This window comes from Yersinia sp. Marseille-Q3913, assembly GCF_963892745.1.
GTDB lineage: Bacteria > Pseudomonadota > Gammaproteobacteria > Enterobacterales > Enterobacteriaceae > Yersinia > Yersinia bercovieri.
Genome location: NZ_CAWQAF010000095.1, coordinates 142665 through 166149, shown reverse-complemented (window position 1 = coordinate 166149; position 23485 = coordinate 142665). Strand labels below are relative to the sequence as shown.

The window sequence follows — 23485 nt, the reverse complement described above, 5'->3', positions numbered from 1 at the left end:
ATAGGGAGTTCCTGACAGGCTGCAACCCCTAATGTGAAAAAACTTTTCAACCGCTCATTAATGCGGCAAAAACACCGAATGCGATTAAAAAGAAAACAAAAAGGGGGCGATTTCTCGCCCCCAAAGGATTAGCTATTACTGTTTGGCAATGATATGCCCATTTTCTACATCCAGAGTCACAGGTACTCCCGGTATTAATTTGCCAGAAAGTATCTGTTGTGACAGTGGGTTCTCGATCTCCTGCTGGATTGCACGTTTCAATGGACGTGCACCATAGACAGGGTCGAAACCAGCTTCGCCCAAGAACTCCAACGCAGGCTGAGTAATAGTGACTTGGTAGCCACGCTCTTCCAGACGTTTGTACAACCGCTCCAGTTGGATGCTGGCAATTGAAGCCAAGTGCGCTCGACCCAATGGATGGAAGACCACAACCTCATCTATACGGTTAATGAATTCAGGGCGGAAATGATGGCTAACAACTTCCATCACCATATTTTTCATTTCGGCATAACTTCTTTCGCCGAAACGCTCCTGAATCAGATCTGAGCCTAGGTTAGAGGTCATAATAACAACAGTGTTACGGAAATCGACCGTTCTACCCTGCCCGTCAGTCAAGCGCCCATCATCCAACACCTGCAAGAGTATGTTGAAGACATCTGGATGCGCTTTTTCTACCTCATCCAGCAGAATCACAGAATAAGGGCGACGGCGTACCGCTTCCGTCAGGTAACCCCCCTCTTCATAGCCAACGTAGCCCGGAGGCGCACCCACCAACCGAGATACAGAGTGTTTTTCCATAAACTCGGACATATCAATGCGCACCATGGCATCGTCGCTGTCGAACAAGAAAGTTGCCAGCGCTTTACACAGTTCGGTTTTACCCACCCCGGTTGGCCCTAAGAATAAGAAGGAGCCAATTGGGCGGTTTGGATCTGACAACCCAGCGCGACTACGACGGATAGCATTGGATACCGCTTCAACCGCTTCATCCTGCCCTATTACCCGCTTATGGAGATCTTGTTCCATGCGCAGCAACTTATCTCGCTCACTTTCCAACATGCGGGCTACCGGGATACCGGTCCAGCGGGCCAGCACATCCGCAATCTCTACCTCAGTGACGCGGTTACGTAGCAACTTCATGGTTTTCCCTTCCAGCGCAGTTGCCGCTGCCAGCTGTTTTTCCAGCTCAGGAATTTTACCGTACTGAAGTTCTGACATTCGCGCCAAATCACCTACACGACGCGCCTGCTCTAAGGTGATTTTGGCTTGTTCCAGCTCAGTTTTAATATTCTGAGTCCCGGTGAGTGAGGCTTTTTCAGCTTTCCACTCCTCTTCCAGCTCAGAGTATTCACGCTCTTTCTGCTCTAATTCAGTATTGAGCATCTCCAGCCGCTTTTTACTGGCATCATCAGACTCTTTCTTCAGCGCCTGTTGCTCCAGCTTCAACTGTATAATTCGGCGTTCCAATCGATCCAAAGATTCTGGTTTTGAATCCATCTGCATACGGATGCTGGAACCCGCTTCATCGATAAGGTCGATGGCTTTATCCGGTAACTGACGATCCGCAATATAGCGGTGCGACAGTGTGGCCGCTGCAACAATGGCCGGATCGGTGATCTGCACATGGTGATGCAGCTCATAGCGCTCCTTCAGCCCACGTAAAATAGCAATGGTGTCTTCTACGCTCGGCTCTGCAACGTAAACTTTCTGGAAGCGTCGCTCCAGCGCCGCATCCTTCTCTATATACTGACGATACTCATCGAGTGTTGTTGCACCCACGCAATGTAATTCACCGCGCGCTAACGCCGGTTTCAGCATGTTGCCGGCATCCATTGCCCCATCGCCTTTACCGGCACCGACCATGGTATGCAATTCATCAATGAACAAGATCACACTGCCTTCTTGTTTTGATAAATCGTTCAACACGCCTTTCAAGCGCTCTTCAAACTCACCACGATATTTAGCACCCGCAATCAGTGCGCCCATATCTAATGAGAGTACGCGCTTATGTTTCAAGCCTTCAGGCACTTCGCCATTCACGATACGTTGCGCCAGACCTTCCACGATGGCCGTTTTACCGACACCAGGCTCCCCGATTAGCACCGGATTATTTTTGGTACGACGCTGTAACACCTGAATAGTGCGGCGGATCTCTTCATCACGGCCAATAACCGGATCGAGCTTGCCTTGCTCCGCACGCTCAGTCAGGTCGATAGTGAATTTTTTCAATGCCTGGCGCTGGTCTTCAGCCCCCTGGTCATCGACTTTGTCACCACCACGCATATTTTCAATTGCCTTATCTATATTGTCAGTTGTTGCACCCGCGGCCTTTAACATGTCAGTTAAGGTGCCGCGATCCTCAAGCGCTGCCAGAACGAACAGCTCTGAAGAGATAAATTTATCTGAGCGCTTTTGCGCTAATTTGTCACAAAGATTGAGTACCCGGACCAGCTCATTTGATGGTTGAACATCACCGCCGGTGCCCTCAACTTGTGGAAGACGACCTAAAGCTTGCTCAATCTCGCTACGCAAAGTGGCGACATTAATACCCGCCGAGGTCAACAATGGGCGAACCGTTCCCCCATCCTGATTGAGCAGTGCGCTCATCAAATGTATTGGTTCAATGAATTGATTGTCGCGCCCAAGTGCTAAAGACTGGGCATCGGCGAGGGCAAGCTGGAATTTACTGGTAAGACGATCCAGACGCATAACACCTCCAATATTGGTCAAAATTGCTACTGGAGATTAGATGAGGTCATCCCTCAAATTTTCAAGGTTATTTTGACACTATATTTAAAGTAATACGTTATGCGTCAGCGGATCGTCCTAATTCAATAGGTTATATCAGCCAGACTAAACTTGCCATACGTCCAGTGATCCCATCGCGCCGATAAGAGAAAAATTGCTGTTTTTCACTCACAGTACAACGATCGCCGCCATAAATAGCATGAATACCCGCAGCCTGTAGCCGCAAGCGAGCCAATAAATAGATATCCGCAAGATATTTGGAGCCGGAGGGGGTAAAGGCAGTCGTGGATTGAACATCAAGGGCGCTAAACGCCTGTTTGACATCTTCTCCCACTTCGAACTGTTGTGGGCCAATCGCCGGGCCTAACCAGGCCATAATAGAGGAGGGGGGCGCCTTGAACTGCGCCAGCGTCTGTTCAAGGACGCCAGCACATAGACCACGCCAACCGGCATGGGCGGCGGCAACTTCATCACCCGCTAATGAGCAAAATAGCACGGGTAGGCAATCGGCAGTCATCACTGCACAAACTTGCCCGGCGACACGGCTATAGACCGCATCGGCCCGCACATCAGAGATTGCCTTGCCGTCCAGATGCAAGACACGAGTACCGTGCACCTGCTCTAACCAGACCGGCATTTGCGGCAAGTCCGCCTGTTCCACCAAACGTTGGCGATTGGCAACCACACTGGCAGTGATATCGCCCACATGAGTGCCAAGGTTTAATGAATCATAAGGCGAGGCGCTGATACCGCCATGACGAGTCGTGCTACATGCCTTGACACCAGCAGGCATCGGCCAGTCGGGGAGTATCAGCTTGCTCATTACCAATCCATCTGGTCTTTGAATTCCAGGGTATCGGCCTTCAGCGCATTAATCAGCTCAACCATATCTTCTGGTAATGCTGCATGCCATTCCATTTGAATGCCACTGATGGGGTGATACAAACGCAGCATGGTTGCATGCAGTGCCTGGCGATCAAAACCGCGTAAAATAGCGATAAAGGAGTCAGAAGCCCCTCTTGGTGGGCGCGGACGGCCACCATAAAGCTGATCACCCACCAGCGGATGGTTAATATGCGACATATGCACACGGATCTGATGCGTACGCCCCGTCTCTAAGCGCAGGCGCAGACGAGTATGGGCACGGAAATGCTCCATAATGCGGTAGTGAGTGGTTGCCGGTTTGCCCATGGGGTGCACCGCCATATGGGTGCGTTTGGTGGAGTGACGAGAAATCGGTTCGTCCACACGGCCACCCGCAGTCATATTGCCGATAGCAACGGCTTCATATTCACGTGTGATTTCACGCGCTTGCAGCGCTTCGACCAAACGAGTCTGTGCCGGAACCGTTTTTGCGACCACCATCAAGCCAGTGGTATCTTTATCCAGACGATGTACGATACCCGCCCGAGGGACATCAACGATTTCTGGATAATAATAGAGCAACGCATTCAGGACAGTACCATCCGGATTACCTGCGCCGGGGTGTACCACCAAACCGCGGGGTTTATTAATAACCAAAATATCGCTATCTTCGTAGACGATATCCAGTGGGATTTCTTGAGGCGCCCAGCGAGCATCTTCCTCAATTTGCGCGTCAATTGCGACGAGCTCACCACCCAACACTTTTTCTTTAGGCTTGTTAATTGTTTTACCGTCGACTGTGACCCTGTCTTCCAAAATCCACTCTTTTATGCGAGATCTTGAATAATCAGGGAACAATTCGGCCAAAGCCTGATCTAACCGTTGACCGAGTTGTGATTCGGCCACCGTTGCGCTGAGTTGTACTTGTTGTGCCATATGCAGCTTCTTGTTCGTTAACGTTGGGTTTTGACGGCGATGCCGTTTAATATAATGTGCTATTGTATCTAGATCTTTGTCGGGAGCTTAACGGACAGTCTCCCGGAATAACACTTCGAGGATAATCAAAACGTCATGACGCGTATGAAATATCTGGTGGCTGCCGCCACGTTGAGCCTGGTGCTGACCGGTTGCTCCAGTAACAAGGACGTGGTTCCCGATAACCCGCCTTCTGAGCTCTATGCTACCGCTCAGCAAAAACTGCAGGACGGTAACTTTAAGGGAGCCATTACGCAACTAGAAGCGTTAGATAACCGCTATCCTTTCGGGCCTTACTCCCAACAGGTTCAGCTTGATTTGATTTATGCCTATTATAAATCAGCTGATCTGCCGTTGGCACAAGCCTCAATTGATCGCTTTATGCGCCTTAATCCCACACATCCTAACATCGATTACGTATTATATATGCGTGGTTTGACTGACATGGCTCTGGATGACAGCGCATTGCAAGGCTTCTTCGGGATTGATCGCTCAGATCGCGATCCGCAACATGCTAAGGCCGCATTCCGCGATTTTAGCCAGTTGATTCAAAGCTATCCGAACAGCCAATATGCAACGGATGCGCAAAAACGCCTGATGTTCCTGAAAGATCGTCTGGCCAAGCATGAACTGGCCGTGGCGCAATATTACACTAAACGAGGCGCTTACGTCGCGGTAGTTAACCGCGTTGAGCAAATGTTGAGAGATTATCCTGATACTAAAGCAACCCGTGATGCGTTGCCGTTGATGGAAAATGCTTACAAACAGCTGCAACTGAATGCTCAAGCAGACAAAGTTGCCAAGATAATTGCGGCGAACCCAGCCTGATATTATCTGAACCGCTAAAATACCAAACGGCAGCCTAGGCTGCCGTTTTCAATTCTGACTTTTATGAGCACAAACTCAGGAGTTTGGTGACTTCAGACTATTGCGCTGACATCGCATTTAAGACAAAAAAATAACGCTGTTTTTGACTATGTGTAGGCAATATAACTTATCGATAATGCGGCATTACAATCAATCATTCAAGCCCTCACCCCCTATTCCTGAGGCTAAATCACAGTTCCCATGACCTTTGCAAAAAGTGACAAAAAAAAGTGATCTTGATCATCCATTTTACGAAAAACCGAGGTATGCTGAAGTTATCCAAGACGGAGCAGACAGAGAGGTAAGTCATATGACAGTCAACATTACCAGTAAGCAAATGGATATCACCCCAGCAATTCGCAAGCATGTTGAAGACCGTCTCACCAAACTGGATAAATGGCAGGCCCAGTTGATAAACCCACATATTGTACTGTCCAAAGATCCGCAGGGATTTGTTGCCGATGCAACTATCAGTACGCCGATGGGCCCCTTGGTTGCCAGTGCTAAACATGACGATATGTATGCTGCAATTAACGAACTAATCACCAAACTAGAACGTCAATTAAATAAAGTTCAACACAAAGGTGAAGCTCGTCGCGCAGCAAGCAGTGTTAAAGAGACCAATCTGGAGCCAGTAGATGTAGAGGAAGAAGAGTCCGAGCAGCAACAATAGCCGGGTAAATCCATCTCATTTCGGATCTAACGCGCTTTCGGGCGCGTTTTTTATTGACAGCAATTCAGGCTCGCGGTTAGTTTAGAGGCTACTTACTTTTTACCCGTAACTTTATCCGTACAAAAAACAGGCCACAGTAACGATGATCAATAAAGTGTTTTTCTTCGCATTCTTTTTTACCTTCCCCTGATTGGGAGGCGTTTCGTCGTGTGATAAAGAATGCGAAGACGAACAATAAAGCCTCCCCAACGGGAGGCTTTTTTTATGCATAAATACCCGTCATACCTCAAGTTGCATATGCGTTGACCGCCCTCCTGCAACTCGAATTATTTAGGGTGTAATCATTCAGAATGATAATTAAGGCAGATCCCTATGAGCGATAATCCATTACTGGTGCTACGTGAACGCATCAGCGCACTAGACTTAAAACTACTGGCATTACTGGCAGAACGGCGTGAATTAGCGGTGGATGTTGCTAAGGCGAAGCAACTTCATCATCGTCCGATTCGCGATAAAGAGCGTGAACGTGACTTGCTGGATGCGCTAGTTGCAGCGGCTAAGCCGTATGACCTCGATGGATTCTATGTCACGCGCCTGTTCCAACTGATTATCGAAGATTCTGTACTGACGCAGCAGGCGCTGTTGCAGCATCAACTGAATCAAACCACGCTGCATTCTGCCCGCATCGCCTTCCTCGGCCCGAAAGGTTCCTATTCACATCTTGCCGCTCGCCAATATGCCGCCCGTCATTTTGAGCAGTTGATTGAATGTGGTTGCCAGAAATTCCAGGATATCTTCACTCAAGTAGAAACCGGCCAGGCTGATTACGCCGTGTTACCGATAGAGAATACCAGTTCCGGCTCGATTAATGATGTGTATGATTTGCTGCAACACACTAGTTTGTCTATTGTCGGCGAAATCACCAATCCGATTGACCATTGCGTCTTGGTGGCAACCGAGACTGACCTGAATCGAATTGAAACCGTGTATAGCCACCCACAGCCTTTCCAGCAATGTAGCCAATTCATTAATCGCTTCCCCCACTGGAAAATCGAGTATTGCGAAAGTACCGCTGCGGCAATGGAAAAAGTCGCGCAAATGAACTCACCGACAGCCGCTGCATTAGGCAGTGAGGCCGGTGGTGCACTGTATAATTTACAGGTGCTGGAACATAATCTGGCCAATCAGCAGCAAAACATTACCCGTTTCATTGTCCTTGCTCGCAAAGCCATTGATGTCTCTGAGCAGATCCCCGCAAAAACCACCTTAATTATGGCAACAGGCCAGCAGTCTGGGGCATTGGTTGAGGCACTCTTAGTGCTGAGAGACCAGGGTATCATCATGACGAAACTTGAATCTCGGCCAATTAATGGCAATCCGTGGGAGGAGATGTTTTATATTGATGTGCAGGCGAATTTACGTTCTGAAGCGATGCAAAAGGCGTTGGCAAACCTGACGCCAATTACCCGCTCACTAAAAGTATTAGGCTGCTACCCTAGCGAAAATGTGGTGCCAGTCAACCCAAGCTAAAACGAAAAAAGTCATCCCAATGCTACTGGGATGACTTTTTAATCAAGCCAATGACTGACTCAGATTACTGGCGGTTATCGTTGGCCTGACGCAGTAATGAGCGGCTCTCGACCAAGAAGCGCTCCGCATAGTCGCCAAACCAATGTTCGACTTTCTGGAAACTTTGGACAAAAGCTTTTTTATCACTCTGCTCCAGCAGTGTAATCGCCTCGCCGAAACGTTTGTAGTAACGTTTAATCAGCGCCAAATTATCTTCTGATGACATAATAATATCGGCATAAAGCTGCGGATCCTGCGCGAACAGCCGCCCTACCATCGCCAGCTCCAAGCGGTAAATCGGCGAAGAGAGTGCCAGCAATTGCTCTAATTGCACATTTTCCTCAGCCAGATGCAAGCCATATGCGAAGGTCGCAAAGTGGCGCAACGCCTGAATAAAGGCCATGTTTTGATCATGCTCGACAGCACTCGTCCGGTGCAATCTTGCGCCCCAAACCTGTAACTGCTCCAGTAACCACTGGTAGGCTTGTGGATCGCGGCCATCGCAATAGACTACAACTTGCTTAGCCAGACTACCCACGTCAGGGCCAAACATCGGATGCAGGCCAACAACCGGGCCGTCATGGGCTGCCAGCATGGCTTGCAGTGGCTTATTCTTCACTGAAGCCAAATCCAACAAAATGCAATCTGACGGCAATTTAGGCAACCGGCCAATCACCTCTTCCGTGATATGAATTGGCACACTGACAATCACCATCCCAGCATCCGCCAGAATAGATTCAGCCTGCGGCCACTCCTCTTGTTCCAGCGTTTTCACCTGATAGCCAGACAGATTCAGCATCCGTGTAAATAGACGCCCCATCTGCCCCTGCCCGCCAATGATGACCACTGGGCGCAAGTTCGGGCACAAGGTTTTGAAACCTTTGTCATTTTCGCTGGTATAAGACTCTCGCATTATCCGACGCAGTACGTCTTCAATCAAATCCGGCGGTACGCCTAAAGCCTCGGCTTCTTGTCGACGTGAGGCCAGCATTAAAGCCTCACGGTCTGGAACATAAATAGGCAAGCCATAGCGGCTTTTAACCTCACCTACTTCGGCCACCAAATGCAGGCGTTTAGCCAGCAAATCCAATAGTGCTTTATCGACTTCATCAATTTGATCGCGCAAAGCGGTCAGTTCAGCCACCATACTTACTTTTCCTCTGCAGTCCGGGCCGCCAGCGCTGAACGCAACTCCTCGTGCATGTTACGTAACAGGGTCTCAGTGCTTTCCCAGTTAATGCAGGCATCGGTTACTGAAACACCGTAGCGCATATCAGCACGCGGTTGCTCAGATGATTGATTGCCTTCATGGATGTTACTTTCCAGCATTACACCCGTGATCGAGCGATTGCCAGCCTTGATCTGTTCAACCACAGATTCAGCGACTGCAACCTGGCGGCGGTAGTCTTTATTAGAATTACCATGGCTGCAATCTATCATTAAGGATGGAATGAGTCCCGCATCCTGCATCTGTTTTTCACACTGAGCGACATCTTGCGCACTGTAGTTCGGTGTTTTACCGCCACGTAAAATCACATGACCGTGCGGATTACCTTGAGTTTGCAGTAAGCAAACCTGACCCGATTGGTTAATCCCCATAAAGCGATGTGGCATGGCCGCTGCACGCATTGCATTGATTGCCGTGCCTAAGCTGCCATCCGTCCCATTCTTGAACCCGACCGGCATGGACAAACCTGAAGCCATTTCACGGTGAGTTTGTGATTCTGTGGTGCGAGCACCAATGGCCGACCAGCTGAATAGGTCACCCAAGTATTGCGGGCTGTTAGGATCCAGAGCTTCCGTTGCCAGCGGCAGCCCCATGCCAACTAAATCGAGCAGTAACCGACGGGCAATATGTAGCCCAGCTTCCACATCAAAAGAGCCGTCCATTGCCGGATCATTGATAAGCCCCTTCCAACCAACTGTAGTTCTCGGTTTTTCAAAATAGACGCGCATAACGATATACAGGCTATCACTCAACTCGGCAGAGAGTTTTTGCAAACTACGCGCATAATCCAGAGCAGCATCCACATCGTGGATCGAACATGGGCCACACACAACTAATAAGCGTGGGTCTCGTCCCTGAACAATATCAGCAATGGTTTTGCGGGCGTTGGCAATCGCATACTGATCATTGTCGCTCAAAGGAAACTGATTTTTCAGTTCTTCCGGGGTTATCAGTATTTGTTCGGCACTGATATGGACATTATTGAGCGCATCTTTTTGCATGATCATATTCTTTACCTGTCTCTGTTTAGCGGATGTCGTTTGAGCATGTTTATCGTTTGAGGGTTCCACAATACCATGCCATGTAAAGTTTTCAATCCATATGTGTAAATAAATAATTACCACTAACTTTACAGGCACATTTCAGTCGGACTTTTGCGGTGAGTCGCAGTTTCTGCAGATGGTCCTAACCTCCCTTTGAGGCCATGATAAGATGCGGGACATTTGTGGAGGCCGTATGTTAAGAGTCATCATCGTCGACGATGAACAACCCGCGCGCGAAGATTTGCGCGAAAGACTGAGTAAAGAACAAGATATTGAGATCGTCGCCGAATGCAGCAATGCATTGGAAGCCATCCCCGCCATCCAGCGCCTGCAACCTGATGTGGTGTTTCTCGACATCCAGATGCCTAGAATTAATGGGCTGGAACTGGCCTCAATGCTGAATCCAGAAAGTATGCCGCATATCGTTTTCGTCACGGCTTACGATGAATACGCCATCCGTGCTTTTGAAGAACACGCCTTTGACTATCTGCTAAAACCGCTCGACCATCAACGGTTAGCAAAAACGCTGATTCGCTTAAGACGCGGCACTAATGTAAATAATAATTTACATAAAATCACCGAGCCCATGTTGCGGCATATCCCCTGTTCTGGTCATAACCGGATTTTTTTGCTGAAAATTGAGGAAGTAGAATATCTCAGTTCTGAGCTTAGCGGGGTACATGTTGTCGGGACAATACAATCAGGCTATACCCAGTTATCACTCAAAATATTGGAAGAAAAAACCCCTTTTATCCGCTGCCATCGCCAATATATGGTGAATACCGAACAGTTAGGGGAAATTCAGCTTATGGATAATGGTTCAGCTGAAGTTATTACCCGCAGTGGTAAACATATCCCCGTGAGTCGCCGTTACTTGAAATCTCTAAAAGAGAAATTAGGGATTAACTGAATCAGCTTCTGCACCCAAATAGCTAAAATAGAGATATCCAAGTTAATAGACGTTATCGGCGGATTAATTAATTCATCAATTGAAAAACAATATTAATACATTTTTTTTACAACTAATCCTTGTATTCTATTCCTCCCTTCCAGCGCCACTTTAATTAATTAGAAAAGTCTGAGCTGATATAAAAATAGAGACAGATCTCAGATTTATTTAATTACATAACTAAACAATGCTCCCTTGATATTAGCCAAGTTTTAATCAATGCGATCTGTGCTCTGATAGAGAAAATCAAGTAAGAGCCATGCTCATTGCTTAAAACCAGCGAATACATAACCGAATTTTATTCATGTTGGAAGCAAGGTAATATTATGATAACACTACAATTTATAATTATAATTCTATGTTTATTAGCCGGTACACGCTACGGAGGGATGGGGCTGGGATTAATAAGTGGTATTGGCTTATTTATTTTGACCTTTATCTTTGGCCTCGAACCCGGTAAACCACCCGTTGATGTTATGCTGACAATTTTAGCCGTCATTGGTTGTGCGTCTGTATTACAAACTGCCGGTGGATTAAATGTCATGATGCAATTTGCTGAGCGATTATTACGTCGACACCCTCAGCATATTACACTACTGGCTCCATTCACTACGTGGTCATTAACCTTTTTATGTGGTACTGGACATGTTGTTTATACCATGTTCCCTATTATTTCAGATATTGCGATTAAAAAAGGAATTCGCCCAGAAAGACCAATGGCAGTGGCATCTGTCGCGTCACAAATGGCGATTACCGCATCTCCAGTTTCAGTAGCTGTAGTCTCCCTGGTATCAATTATTGGTGCCAATCACGGCATTGGTCATGCGTATAGCATTTTGGAAATTCTGGCGGTTTCAGTCCCAGCCTCTTTAGTTGGGGTGCTGATGGCAGCATTGTGGAGCCTGCGTCGCGGTAAAGATCTGGATAAAGACCCTGATTTCCAAGAGAAGATCAAAGATCCAGAGCAACGCTCCTTTATCTATGGCTCAACAGATACATTATTAAATCAAGTTTTTCCGAAACAAGCTTACTGGTCTACCTGGATATTCTTCGCCGCTATTGTCATCGTGGTATTACTCGGTGCCTTTGCTGACCTGCGCCCTGCTTTTGAGGTTAAAGGTAAGATGCAATCGCTGTCGATGAATCTGGTTATTCAGATGATGATGCTAATTGCCGGTGCAGTTATTCTTATTGGCTGTAAAGTTAAACCTAGTGATATCTCTAACGGTGCTGTATTCAAAGCTGGCATGGTCGCCATCTTCTCAGTATTCGGCGTTGCCTGGATGAGTGACACCTTCTTCCAAGCCCATATGGGCGATTTGAAACTGGTATTGGAAGATGTCGTGAAAAGTCAGCCATGGACGTATGCCATTGTTCTATTTCTGGTTTCTAAGCTGGTTAACAGCCAGGCAGCTGCATTGGCCGCAATCGCACCAATGGGCTTGCAGCTCGGTGTTGATCCGAAAATGCTAATTGCATTCTTCCCGGCCGCTTATGGCTATTTTGTTCTGCCGACCTATCCAAGTGATCTGGCTTGTATCGGTTTTGACCGTTCCGGTACAACGAAGATTGGTAAATTCATTATTAACCACAGCTTTATCATTCCGGGGCTTATCGGTGTCATCTGCTCTTGTATCACCGGTTATCTGTTGGTAACGACTTTTATGTAATCGCAGGGTGAAGCTGTCACGGATGACTTGCAGAGAGACCAGCTTATATTTCTGGTCTCTCTATTTATGACACGTCAACATTTTAATCTGCCGACAAGACCTCTTTTTTATTAGCTTTTAAGAATGAACTCTTCGCTAAAATCCTCTTATTATAATTAATTATTCAATCTGAAATATCTTCTGAATAAGTTAGATCACAACTGCTACAATGCGAGCCGCATCACAATCATCATTTTTTTCACCATGGACCTATTATGTTTTCTTTGCGTCATACCAGGGCGTTGCCGTTTCAAATCAGCACACTCGCTTTATCCCTAGTCAGCCTTTCAGTTCTTGCTGATGCCACTGTTTTTACTGCCTTAGACGATCCAGCCACAGCCAAAAAGAGCTTCGAGGGTACAGTTGAGGCAGGTTATACCGCCCAGTCAGGTAATACGACCAACTCAACATTGACCGCTAACTCAACGTTAACTTGGTTCCAACCCAATACTGCTTACAGTTTGTGGGGCGCTGCACGCAATACCAGTGCTAACGATCAGCGCTCCTCCGAACGTTATCAGTTAGGTGGGCGTACTCGTTATAATCTGACTGATCGTAACTATCTGTTTGGACAAGCCAGTTGGTTGAATGACCGTTACAACGGTTTTGATTCCCGCTCGGTATTAACCACGGGCTATGGTCGCCAGATTATGACTACGCCGCTGCATAACCTGCGGGTGGAATTTGGTCCAGGTGTTCGCCATGATGAGTTTTATGAGGGTGGCCGTGCGACAAAAGCATTGGCTTATGGTGGCGCAAACTATACTTATCAGTTAACGGATAACACCGTATTCAGTGAAGGGGTTTCGGCATTAGCGAACGAAGAAACTACACTGAACTCAGAAACTGCGTTGAACGTCGCCATCAATAAAAGCTTCGCGCTGCGCTTAGCCTATGTTGTGACCTATAACACCAAGCCACCGGCCAGTGCACCAAAAAACACGGATACCACAACGTCAGTCACCCTGGTTTACGGCCTGTAATTATTCATGAGTCTCTTTAGCGTGGTGACATGCCACGCTAGTTCCCTCCGAACTCTCCCTCTTCCCGCAACTATTCCCAAACTCACTATTTATACTGAAATACTGAAATACTGAAATATCTATCGCCATTTTATAGTCACAAAAAAAGGGGCTAGCACATGGCTAACCCCTTCATAACTATTAACTTTTGGATGAAGCCTGAGCTGTATCTTAGTTAATACGGTTAAGACGCTCTTTAATACGAGCAGACTTACCAGTACGCTCACGCAGATAGTACAGTTTCGCTTGACGAACGGCACCACGACGTTTCACAGTAATGCTGTCGATTACTGGGGAGTGAGTTTGGAATACACGCTCAACACCTTCGCCGTTGGAAATTTTACGAACGGTGAACGCAGAATGCAGACCGCGGTTACGAATAGCGATAACCACGCCCTCGAATGCCTGCAGACGCTTTTTAGCACCTTCAACAACCCATACCTTAACTTCCACGGAATCACCCGGACGGAATGCAGGTACGTCCTGTTTCATCTGCTCTTGTTCGATTTGCTTGATAATATTGCTCATAATAAGTCTCTTACCCTAGGTAAACTGATATATCAGGATCATTGGCACGTAGTGCAATGTTCCTTTCATAGTTCTGTTGCTCAGGGCTTATGTTCCCGTTGGAACTCAGCCAGCAACACCATTTGCTCGTCAGTCAGAGCTAGGCTTTCTAGAAGTTCAGGTCTTCTAAGCCAGGTACGGCCCAGCGACTGCTTTAAGCGCCAGCGACGAATCTCGGCATGGTTACCCGACAGTAATACTGGCGGAACCTCCATCCCTTCTAACACCTCAGGACGAGTGTAGTGTGGGCAATCCAGCAACCCATCAGCAAAAGAATCTTCCTCAGCTGAAGCTTGATGACCCAGCACTCCCGGAATAAAGCGGGATACTGAATCGATCAATGTCATTGCCGGCAGCTCGCCACCGCTGAGAACGTAATCACCAATTGACCACTCTTCATCAATTTCGGTTTTGATTACGCGCTCATCAACTCCTTCGTACCGACCACAAACCAGAATAATTTTCGGGTTCATAGCTAGTTCGCAAACACCCTGTTGGTCCAGTTTGCGCCCTTGAGGTGACAGATAGATCACCTTTGCTCCCTCGCCTGCCGCTGCTTTTGCTGCATGAATGGCTTCCCTCAGTGGTTGCACCATCATCAACATTCCCGGGCCACCGCCATATGGGCGATCATCCACGGTACGATGCCGATCGTAGGTAAAGTCACGAGGACTCCAACACTGCACGCTCAGCAGGCCATTTTTTACTGCCCGGCCAGTTACCCCGTAATCGGTTATTGCGCGGAACATCTCTGGAAACAGGCTAATAACACCGATCCACATTGTTTTGTTCCACTCAGCTTTGCCGTTTAATTCGGAGGTCAAAAACCAGGATCCCAATCTACTTCAACACGTTGAGCAGTGAGATCGACACTCTTGATAACCTGCCCATGAAGAAACGGGACCAACCGCTCCTTCATACCGAATGCATCTTTCAGGTTTGCTTTCACTACCATCACATCGTTAGAGCCGGTTTCCATCATATCGATGATTTTACCCAGTTCGTAACCCGTGGTTGTTACTACCTGACAGCCCATAAGGTCTTTCCAGTAGTAATCATCCTCTTCCAGTGTGGGTAGCTGCTTAGAATCTACGATAATTTCGCAATTAGTCAGTAAATTCGCGGCATCCCGATCATCAACACCTTTAACTTTGATAATCAGATCCTGACTGTGGCGCTTCCAGTCTTCCAACTCGACATGCTGCCACTTACCGGCCTGCTGGATAAACCACGGCTGGTAATCGAAAATGCTTTCGGCGTTCTCGGTGGATGAAAATACTCTGAGCCAACCGCGAATGCCGTAAGTCGAACCCATTTTACCGAGAACAATCGGCTGGTCGGGAACCACAGGATTGAGTTGCTTGCTCATAATAACCACCACCGCGACAGATTAAGCTGCTTTCTTAGCGTCTTTGATCAGCGCAGATACGCGATCAGAAACGGTAGCACCCAGGCCGATCCAATGTTCGATACGGTCCAGGTCTAAACGCAGAGCTTCAGCCTGACCAGATGCGATCGGGTTAAAGAAGCCTACACGTTCGATGAAACGACCGTCACGAGCATTACGGCTGTCGGTCACTACTACTTGATAGAACGGACGCTTTTTAGCGCCGCCACGAGCCAAACGAATTGTTACCATAACATCCTCTTTAGTTAATAAAACAACTGGACCCCATCGGGGAACGGGGTCCAGTTGCAATATAAAAAGCCCGAAAATTTTACTCATTTTGGCGCAAAAAGCAATCTAAAGCGTAGATTCCTGTGCGCTAGTTTTGGAATGAGTGCAATTTCCTTCGTTTACCGCCGTTTTCAGCGGGAAATCTTTACTCATCTCACACTGGCGACCCCCACAGCGTGAAATGACGTTTAGCGGCCTGGGAAACCCGGTGGCATCATGCCTTTCATGCCACGCATCATCTTGGCCAACCCGCCATTTTTCATTTTCTTCATCATGCGCTGCATTTCATCAAACTGCTTAAGCAAGCGGTTAACGTCCTGCACCTGCACACCAGAACCGGTAGCAATGCGGCGCTTACGTGAACCTTTGATGATTTCTGGTTTAGCGCGCTCTTTCAGCGTCATCGAGTTGATAATCGCCTCCATGCGCACTGTCACTTTGTCATCCATCTGTGATTTCACGTTTTCTGGCAACTGACCAGCACCCGGCATTTTACTTAACATGCTAGCCATGCCGCCCATGTTACGCATCTGCTTAAGCTGATCGAGGAAATCATTCAGATCGAAGCCATCGCCTTTTTTCAGCTTGGTTGCCAGTTTTTCCGCCTGTGCGCGGTCAACTTTGCTCTCAATGTCTTCAATCAGGGAGAGAACGTCGCCCATCCCCAGAATACGTGAAGCTACGCGATCTGGATGGAACGGCTCAAGCGCTTCGGTTTTCTCACCGACACCGAGGAATTTAATCGGCTTCCCGGTGATATGGCGGATAGACAACGCAGCACCGCCACGAGCATCACCATCAACTTTGGTCAGTACCACCCCCGTGAGGGGTAGTGCTTCGTTAAAGGCTTTTGCCGTATTCGCGGCATCCTGACCGGTCATGGCATCGACGACAAACAGTGTTTCGACCGGATTGATCGCGGCATGAATCTGTTTGATCTCATCCATCATCGCTTCGTCGACGTGTAAACGACCGGCGGTATCGACAATCAGAACATCATAAAACTTAAGCTTCGCCTGTTGCAGAGCACGATTAACGATATCAATCGGTTTTTCTTGCACATCAGACGGGAAAAAATCAATGCTAACCTGTTGTGCCAACGTTTCTAGCTGCTTGATCGCCGCAGGACGATAAACGTCGGCAGAGACTACCAGCACTTTTTTCTTATGTTTTTCTTTAAGGAACTTACCCAGCTTGGCCACACTGGTGGTTTTACCCGCACCTTGCAGGCCAGCCATTAACACCACTGCTGGCGGTTGCGCGGCTAGGTTCAGTTCGTTATTGACCTCGCCCATCGCGGCAATAAGTTCATTTTTAACTATTTTGACGAATTCCTGCCCTGGCGTGAGGCTTTTATTCACCTCATGCCCGACAGCGCGCTCTTTAACCCGGTTGATAAAGTCACGAACAACCGGCAGAGCAACGTCAGCTTCCAGTAACGCCATGCGAACTTCACGCAGCGTCTCTTTAATATTTTCTTCGGTCAGCCGGCCACGGCCGCTGATATTGCGCAGTGTGCGCGACAATCGATCAGTTAAGTTCTCAAACATTGTCTCATACTCAACGTGGAAACAGGCCGCTCTGGCGACACAATGGGGGGATTATAACACGAAGCGTAAACGATCTCTGCCTTCACGTCGGAGAACGGTTGGAGCAGGACGCGCTCAACGCTATACTGGCAATCTAATTCACTTAGCCGATGCTTATATAACGCTATGCCCGTGTTCTCCATTTTGGCTTTGATCGCTTATTCGCTCAGCCTGGGCTTGATTGTCCCAAGCCTGGTGCAAAAAAATAGTGCTTACCGGCGGCTAGCGCTGATTTCTGCCGTCGTAGCGCTAGTGTGCCACGCTATTGCGCTGAAGCATCAGATATTTGACGTTGGTGGTGGCCAAAACCTCACTTTATTGAATATCGGCTCCATCGTCGGGCTGATGATCTGTACAATCATGACTATCGTCGCCTCACAAGGGCGAGGCTGGTTTTTACTGCCTATCGTCTATAGTTTTGCCATGATCAATCTGGCCCTTGCCAGCTTGCTACCCGGCGAGTTTATTACCCATTTAGAAGCCAGCCCGGCAATATTCGTTCACATTGGGCTGGCGCTTTTTGCTTACGCGACACTGATCATCGCGGCACTCTATGCGCTACAGCTGGCTTGGCTCGATTATCAGCTAAAAAATAAGAAAGTGACCTTTAATGCCGATATGCCGCCATTGATGAGCATTGAGCGCAAAATGTTCCATATCACTCAGATTGGCGTGGTATTGCTCACACTGACGCTGTGCACTGGTTTGCTTTATATGGACAACATATTTAGTAAAGAAAATGTCCATAAAGCGGTGTTATCGATCATGGCCTGGTTTGTCTATATTGTTTTATTGTGGGGCCATTACCATGAAGGCTGGCGCGGGCGCAGAGTGATTTGGTTCAGTTTTGCTGGCGCATTTCTGCTTACGCTGGCTTATTTTGGTAGCCGATTGGTTCAGGAAATCATGGTTCCTTAGTTACTCCTCAGCCATTCGCACATGGCCCTGTTGAACTAACGGGGTCCTCATCGCAATTAAGGAATACTGCGTTGGATCATGTATCAACTAGCACGCTGATCATTATTCTGGTCATTATGGTCGTGGTTTCCGCTTATTTTTCGGCTTCCGAAACCGGCATGATGACACTTAATCGCTATCGTCTACGCCACTTGTCCAAGCAAGGAAATCGCGCCGCACGCCGGGTTGAGAAGCTGCTACGTCGCCCCGATCGACTAATAAGTTTGGTCCTGATTGGCAATAATCTGGTGAATATTCTGGCTTCAGCACTTGCGACTATCGTTGGTATCCGGTTATACGGAAATGCCGGGGTCGCCATCGCAACTGGGGTGCTTACCTTTGTGGTACTGATTTTTGCTGAAGTGATGCCGAAAACTATCGCCGCCCTTTATCCTGAACGTGTTGCATTCCCCAGCAGTGTGTTACTGGCTCCTTTGCAGAAAATCATGTTACCACTGGTATGGTTGCTCAATACCATCACTCGTGGGTTGATGCGCATATGCGGCATACGTGGGAATGTGCATAGCAGTGATGCTGTCAGCAAAGATGAATTACGCAGTATTGTGAATGAATCCCAATCACAAATTTCCCGCCGCAATCAAGATATGTTGATATCCGTGCTGGATCTGGAAAAGGTCACGGTCGGCGATATCATGGTGCCGCGCAATGAGGTGGTAGGAATTGATATCAATGATGATTGGAAGTCAATCATGCGCCAGCTCACCCACTCTCCCCATGGTCGTATCCTGTTGTATCGCCAGTCATTAGATGATGCTATTGGCATGTTACGGGTGCGGGAAGCCTACCGACTCATGACTGAAAAGAAAGAGTTTAATAAAGAGAATCTGCTACGGGCCGCCGATGAAATCTACTTTATCCCCGAGGGGACACCACTGAATGTGCAACTGGTGAAATTCCAGCGGAATAAAGAGAAAGTCGGGATAATTGTCGATGAATATGGCGATATCCAAGGGTTGGTGACGGTTGAAGATATTTTGGAAGAGATTGTTGGCGACTTCACCACTTCAATGTCCCCTACGCTCGCCGAAGAGGTCAATCCGCAAAGTGATGGTTCAGTACTGATTGATGGCAGCGCCAGCGTTCGTGAACTCAACAAAGCCTTTAATTGGTCGCTACCGGTCGATGCCCGCACGATCAATGGCATGTTACTGGAAGCACTGGAAGAGATCCCGCAGGTAGATGCTCAAGTCCGTATCGGTCATTATTTGATTGATGTGCTGGATGTGCAAGAAAATATGATTAAGCGGGTACGAGTTAAGCCAATCATAGCTCAGGATCATTCATCGCTATAAAGAACCGTTGTAAACGTGCAGCTCAGCTAACTCAGTAAAAATAAAAAAGACGCCTTTGCAGCGTCTTTTTTTTTGCATTTATCTATAAAAAACAAAAAGATGCAAACTGAAATTTAGATATGCAATTCAGTCAGTTTCTCTTTCGGCAATGCCAGCTCTTCGTTGTGGTTGATACGAACACCACGGTCAATGATACCTTTGGCAATTTCCTGTGCTTCTTCCAACGAGTGCATATGATAAGTCCCACACTGGTATTCATTCAGCTCAGGAATTTTCCGTTGATCTGTGACCTTCAGCACATCGGCCATTGCCGCTTGCCAGGCATCGGCTACTCGTTGCTCATCAGGCGTACCAATCAGACTCATATAGAAACCAGTACGGCATCCCATCGGGGAGATATCGATGATTTCAACACCGTTACCATTGAGGTGGTTACGCATGAAACCCGCAAACAGGTGTTCTAACGTATGAATCCCGCGCTCTGGCATCACTTCTTTGTTCGGCACACAGAAGCGTAAATCAAATACCGTTATCTCGTCGCCGTGAGGGGTTTTCATCGTCTTAGCAACACGTACTGCCGGTGCTTTCATAATGGTATGATCTACAGTAAAGCTATCCAGTAATGGCATTTAGTTACCTCCTCATAAAAAAAGTCATTTTTATTCGATCTTTTTTCGCAACCTGTGAAACTTTTTTCTATCCCACGCGTCTTAATATGTGAAAGACGCGCATTTGTTATCATCATCCCTGTTTTACCAGAGATGTTAATTTGGCCACAGAAGTTATGTGGCCTTTTCTTTTTACTGCCCGCCGTAAAGCACCAAGTACTCTTCAAAGCTTAGCTTATCTTTGAGTTCCAGCTCACGTTGGCGCAGCCATGACGCCTCGCCCTCGGTGGCCAACTGCTCTTCTGTCAGCAATTCCAATGGCTCACTTTGCAGCATTGTCCTGTAGCGCTCCGCTAACTCAAGACCGACACCACCAATACCACCATCTTTCATCGCTTGCAAAATACGCGCAGAGAATGTCAGGTTCGGGTCATCAAACGACGCGACCAATTCGTCACAAACCTGTTGGTACTCCGTGCTCTCTTTGCCATCTAATACTTCTGCTACGCGGCGTAAGTCTGCAAACAGATCTTTGCCGACCTTCTCTAGCGGCTCACGGGTATCGTTACATCCCATGCCGATCGTTTGCCCAGGTTTACGCCCTTCCAAAATGACCCGATTCCAGTTCTTACGGGTACACAGCAATTCGTCACTGCTCATTTCAGGCGCATCCGCCAGCACACACCAAATCAGGAACAGATCGAGGAAACGTGCCTGAACCGCATCAACACCAATTGGTGAGAATGGGTTAATGTCCAGCGAACGCACTTCGATATATTCAATGCCGCCACGCAGCAAGGCATCAGAAGGTGATTCACCGGCACGGGTAACCCGTTTAGGTCGGATCGGCGCATAGAGCTCATTTTCAATCTGCAACACATTGGTATTGAGTTGCAGGTGACGATCGCCCTCTTTAAGCCCCAGAGCTGCATACTCTTCTGATGGCGTTTGGATCGCGCGCTTCAGCCCAGCAACATAGGTGTCTAGATCATTAAACGTAATGCCCAAGTTGCTTTGCGATTTATTGGTATACCCCAGATCACTCAAGCGCAATGAGGTGGCATAAGGTAAATAGCACATCCCTTTCTCGTTGCGTTCAAACGGCAATGCGGTCTCACGCCCTTGCAGGAATGATGAGCAAATCGCCGGAGATGCCCCGAACAAGTAAGGAATAACCCAACCAAAGCGATAGTAATTGCGGATCAGGCGGAAATAACCCGCTGAAATCTCTTCTTTACCACTTTTTTCATCGGTGACACCTGCCCACGCCTGCCAGAACTCCAGCGGCAAAGAGAAGTTATAGTGCACACCTGAAATAGTTTGCATCAATGCACCATAACGGTTTTTTAAACCCTCACGGTAAAGTGTTTTGAAGCGACCAATATTAGAAGAGCCATATTTAGCCAGTTCAATATCCTGCTCAGCCCCGATAAAGCATGGCATGCTAAGTGGCCACATGCGCTCGTCACCCAATTTACGTGCGGTATAACGGTGAATATCACGTAAAAACGTCAGTAGATGGTCAATATCACCATCGACTGGCGTAATGAACTCCAGCAATGCCTCAGCAAAATCAGTGGTAATCCATTGATGTGTCAGTGCTGCACCCAATGATTCTGGATGGCCCGTCGAGGCTAATTGGCCATCGGCAGTCACTCTCAATGTTTCCCGCTCGATACCGCGACGGATCCCTTTCAGGGCTTTAGGGTGCGCTTCCAACCAAGTCAGCGCGTGTGATACATCCGGGATCAAATCGACCTCCCGCTCTTGAAAACCATAACTCGTCAGCATACTGAAACTGCATAGATGTGACTACGTAAGTTTGTCACACGCTTTACTGCCACCAGGCGACTCCTTGCAGCGTAATCACCGTTAACACGATGTAACGCACTGCTTTTCCCAGACACAGAAAAAAAGCGACAAGACCCCAGGGCATACGCAACCAGCCTGCCAACACACACATCAAATCGCCCACTATCGGTAGCCAGCTCAACAACAAAGCTGCCGGACCAAAACGTTGAAGCCAGCCGAGTGCTGTACTCATCCCACGTTGCGGCTTTAATTCCGGTAATAAACGCCCTATAACAACATTTGTTAGCCCCCCTAAGGTATTTCCGACGGTGGCAGACAACACCAGCATCATGGCGGGCGCACTGCCTGCCGTTAATAGGGTGACTAACAGAATTTCAGAATTTCCGGGTAAGAGCGTCGCGCTGAGAAAACTACTCCCAAACAATGAAGCAATGGCTAGCGTACTACTCACAGTAGACGTACATCAACTATTGCCATATTCGCCCTTTTCGCGGCCTCGACACCAAAGTCAGCATCTTCAAAGACCACGCATTGATCTGGGCGCACGCCGAGTAGCTCTGCGCAACGCAAGAATGTCTCAGGCTCTGGTTTGTGTTTGGTGACATAATCAGCACCAACAATCACATCGAAATAGCCTCGTAGGCCCAGATGCCGTAAAAGCATCTCTGCCATAGCGTGCTCGCTTCCAGTGCCTACAGCCATAGGTTTACGCCCATAGTAGGCTTTAACCACCTCTATGAGCGGCAGAGGCTTCACATTATCCAGCAGCATCGTTTTCACCAGCGCGGTTTTTTCCGCAGCCAGTAAATTAGGGTCCAGATCCGATTGGTGATTAGCGATGATTACGTGGGCAATTTGCCAGGTAGGCGAACCATTCAAAGCGACCATGGCTTGCTCGTCAAAATGCATCCCGTAAGGTGTGAGCACCTGACGCCATGCCTGACGATGCGTGGACTCTGTGTCCAGGATGGTGCCATCCATATCAAAGATCAGGCCATCATAATGATCGTACATCGTGACCCCACGACCAGGCAGAAAATGAAAAGCTACTTTATCGCAAACTAACTAAATTGTCGCTGACTGTATAATCAATTGAATTTAATCAAGAAAAATTACCCCAACCGAAATAAGGTCGTATTTACCATAAGGGGAACAAGTGGGTTTGGCCGTAAATAGTGAGATAGGAGAGTTAAAAGATTTCAAGCAGTTGAGTGGCGCAAAGCCAAAAAGCAGAAAACCTCGCCATAGCGAGGTTTCTTAATATGGTGCACCCAGGAAGATTCGAACTTCCGACCGCTCGGTTCGTAGCCGAGT

Annotated in this window: 22 protein-coding genes and 1 other annotated feature; of the genes, 8 read left to right on the top strand and 14 right to left on the bottom strand. The window is 47.9% G+C overall.

Going from position 1 to position 23485, the window contains the following annotated elements:
* Window positions 1-135: 135 nt before the first annotated feature.
* From clpB to rluD, 3 genes are all read right to left on the bottom strand, one after another.
* A complete protein-coding gene (clpB, locus tag AACW11_RS20785; RefSeq protein ID WP_212585405.1) occupies window positions 136-2709 on the bottom strand; it encodes an ATP-dependent chaperone ClpB in 2574 nt (857 codons plus the stop codon).
* Window positions 2710-2839: 130 nt separating this feature from the next.
* On the bottom strand, window positions 2840-3571 hold the full coding sequence (gene yfiH, locus AACW11_RS20780; RefSeq protein ID WP_212585404.1) for a purine nucleoside phosphorylase YfiH: 732 nt from the start codon (window positions 3569-3571) through the stop codon (window positions 2840-2842).
* Window positions 3571-4548, bottom strand: coding sequence for a 23S rRNA pseudouridine(1911/1915/1917) synthase RluD (rluD, locus tag AACW11_RS20775; RefSeq protein WP_004877207.1), 978 nt, complete (start codon window positions 4546-4548; stop codon window positions 3571-3573). The genes yfiH and rluD overlap by 1 nt, the downstream gene beginning before the upstream one ends.
* 135 nt (window positions 4549-4683) lie before the next feature.
* Between rluD and bamD the strand changes: the two genes are divergently transcribed.
* The 3 genes from bamD (at window position 4684) to pheA (ending at window position 7657) form a co-directional block, all read left to right on the top strand.
* Window positions 4684-5415 (top strand): outer membrane protein assembly factor BamD, encoded by a 732-nt coding sequence (bamD, locus tag AACW11_RS20770; protein ID WP_032815376.1) that lies wholly within the window; start codon window positions 4684-4686, stop codon window positions 5413-5415.
* Window positions 5416-5764: 349 nt separating this feature from the next.
* Window positions 5765-6127, top strand: coding sequence for a ribosome-associated translation inhibitor RaiA (gene raiA, locus AACW11_RS20765; protein WP_005278381.1), 363 nt, complete (start codon window positions 5765-5767; stop codon window positions 6125-6127).
* Between the two features lie 141 nt (window positions 6128-6268).
* Window positions 6269-6393 (top strand) — a sequence feature (Phe leader region).
* Between the two features lie 106 nt (window positions 6394-6499).
* A complete protein-coding gene (gene pheA / locus AACW11_RS20760; protein WP_212585403.1) occupies window positions 6500-7657 on the top strand; it encodes a bifunctional chorismate mutase/prephenate dehydratase in 1158 nt (385 codons plus the stop codon).
* Between the two features lie 64 nt (window positions 7658-7721).
* On the opposite strand, the gene tyrA is transcribed toward pheA, so the two are convergent.
* Window positions 7722-8843, bottom strand: coding sequence for a bifunctional chorismate mutase/prephenate dehydrogenase (tyrA, locus tag AACW11_RS20755; protein WP_212585402.1), 1122 nt, complete (start codon window positions 8841-8843; stop codon window positions 7722-7724).
* Between the two features lie 2 nt (window positions 8844-8845).
* Window positions 8846-9925 carry a 3-deoxy-7-phosphoheptulonate synthase gene (locus tag AACW11_RS20750; RefSeq protein ID WP_212585419.1) on the bottom strand — a complete coding sequence of 360 codons (1080 nt, stop codon included), beginning with the start codon at window positions 9923-9925 and terminating at the stop codon, window positions 8846-8848.
* Between the two features lie 235 nt (window positions 9926-10160).
* Between AACW11_RS20750 and btsR the strand changes: the two genes are divergently transcribed.
* From btsR to AACW11_RS20735, 3 genes are all read left to right on the top strand, one after another.
* Window positions 10161-10877 (top strand): two-component system response regulator BtsR, encoded by a 717-nt coding sequence (gene btsR / locus AACW11_RS20745; protein ID WP_212585401.1) that lies wholly within the window; start codon window positions 10161-10163, stop codon window positions 10875-10877.
* Window positions 10878-11242: 365 nt separating this feature from the next.
* Window positions 11243-12586, top strand: a complete 1344-nt coding sequence (locus AACW11_RS20740) for an anaerobic C4-dicarboxylate transporter (protein ID WP_212585400.1) — start codon at window positions 11243-11245, stop codon at window positions 12584-12586.
* A gap of 254 nt (window positions 12587-12840) precedes the next feature.
* Window positions 12841-13608, top strand: coding sequence for a DUF481 domain-containing protein (locus tag AACW11_RS20735; protein ID WP_212585399.1), 768 nt, complete (start codon window positions 12841-12843; stop codon window positions 13606-13608).
* Between the two features lie 210 nt (window positions 13609-13818).
* Here AACW11_RS20735 and rplS read toward each other — a convergent pair whose 3' ends face one another.
* The 5 genes from rplS to ffh form a co-directional block, all read right to left on the bottom strand.
* Entirely contained in the window at window positions 13819-14175 is a 357-nt protein-coding gene (gene rplS, locus AACW11_RS20730) for a 50S ribosomal protein L19 (RefSeq protein ID WP_004877229.1), read from the bottom strand.
* Window positions 14176-14255: 80 nt separating this feature from the next.
* The gene (gene trmD / locus AACW11_RS20725) at window positions 14256-14996 is read right to left on the bottom strand and encodes a tRNA (guanosine(37)-N1)-methyltransferase TrmD (RefSeq protein WP_212585398.1); all 741 of its coding nucleotides are present in this window, start codon (window positions 14994-14996) and stop codon (window positions 14256-14258) included.
* Window positions 14997-15034: 38 nt separating this feature from the next.
* Entirely contained in the window at window positions 15035-15583 is a 549-nt protein-coding gene (rimM, locus tag AACW11_RS20720; RefSeq protein WP_032898732.1) for a ribosome maturation factor RimM, read from the bottom strand.
* A 21-nt stretch (window positions 15584-15604) separates the two neighbouring features.
* Window positions 15605-15853, bottom strand: a complete 249-nt coding sequence (rpsP, locus tag AACW11_RS20715) for a 30S ribosomal protein S16 (RefSeq protein WP_004877236.1) — start codon at window positions 15851-15853, stop codon at window positions 15605-15607.
* A 227-nt stretch (window positions 15854-16080) separates the two neighbouring features.
* Entirely contained in the window at window positions 16081-17442 is a 1362-nt protein-coding gene (gene ffh, locus AACW11_RS20710; protein ID WP_004877238.1) for a signal recognition particle protein, read from the bottom strand.
* A 165-nt stretch (window positions 17443-17607) separates the two neighbouring features.
* On the opposite strand from ffh, the gene AACW11_RS20705 reads away from it, so the two are divergent.
* Both AACW11_RS20705 and AACW11_RS20700 read left to right on the top strand, forming a co-directional pair.
* Window positions 17608-18399, top strand: coding sequence for a cytochrome C assembly family protein (locus tag AACW11_RS20705; RefSeq protein ID WP_005278430.1), 792 nt, complete (start codon window positions 17608-17610; stop codon window positions 18397-18399).
* Between the two features lie 71 nt (window positions 18400-18470).
* On the top strand, window positions 18471-19751 hold the full coding sequence (locus AACW11_RS20700) for an HlyC/CorC family transporter (protein ID WP_212585397.1): 1281 nt from the start codon (window positions 18471-18473) through the stop codon (window positions 19749-19751).
* Between the two features lie 113 nt (window positions 19752-19864).
* On the opposite strand, the gene luxS is transcribed toward AACW11_RS20700, so the two are convergent.
* The 4 genes from luxS to yqaB all read right to left on the bottom strand — a co-directional run bounded on the left by luxS (window position 19865) and on the right by yqaB (window position 23185).
* The gene (gene luxS / locus AACW11_RS20695) at window positions 19865-20380 is read right to left on the bottom strand and encodes an S-ribosylhomocysteine lyase (protein WP_005278434.1); all 516 of its coding nucleotides are present in this window, start codon (window positions 20378-20380) and stop codon (window positions 19865-19867) included.
* Window positions 20381-20551: 171 nt separating this feature from the next.
* Window positions 20552-22150 carry a glutamate--cysteine ligase gene (gene gshA / locus AACW11_RS20690; protein WP_212585396.1) on the bottom strand — a complete coding sequence of 533 codons (1599 nt, stop codon included), beginning with the start codon at window positions 22148-22150 and terminating at the stop codon, window positions 20552-20554.
* 43 nt (window positions 22151-22193) lie between these two features.
* Entirely contained in the window at window positions 22194-22622 is a 429-nt protein-coding gene (locus tag AACW11_RS20685; RefSeq protein WP_212585395.1) for a YqaA family protein, read from the bottom strand.
* Window positions 22619-23185 carry a fructose-1-phosphate/6-phosphogluconate phosphatase gene (gene yqaB, locus AACW11_RS20680; RefSeq protein WP_212585394.1) on the bottom strand — a complete coding sequence of 189 codons (567 nt, stop codon included), beginning with the start codon at window positions 23183-23185 and terminating at the stop codon, window positions 22619-22621. Before yqaB ends, AACW11_RS20685 begins: the two co-directional genes overlap by 4 nt.
* Between the last annotated feature and the right edge of the window lie 300 nt (window positions 23186-23485).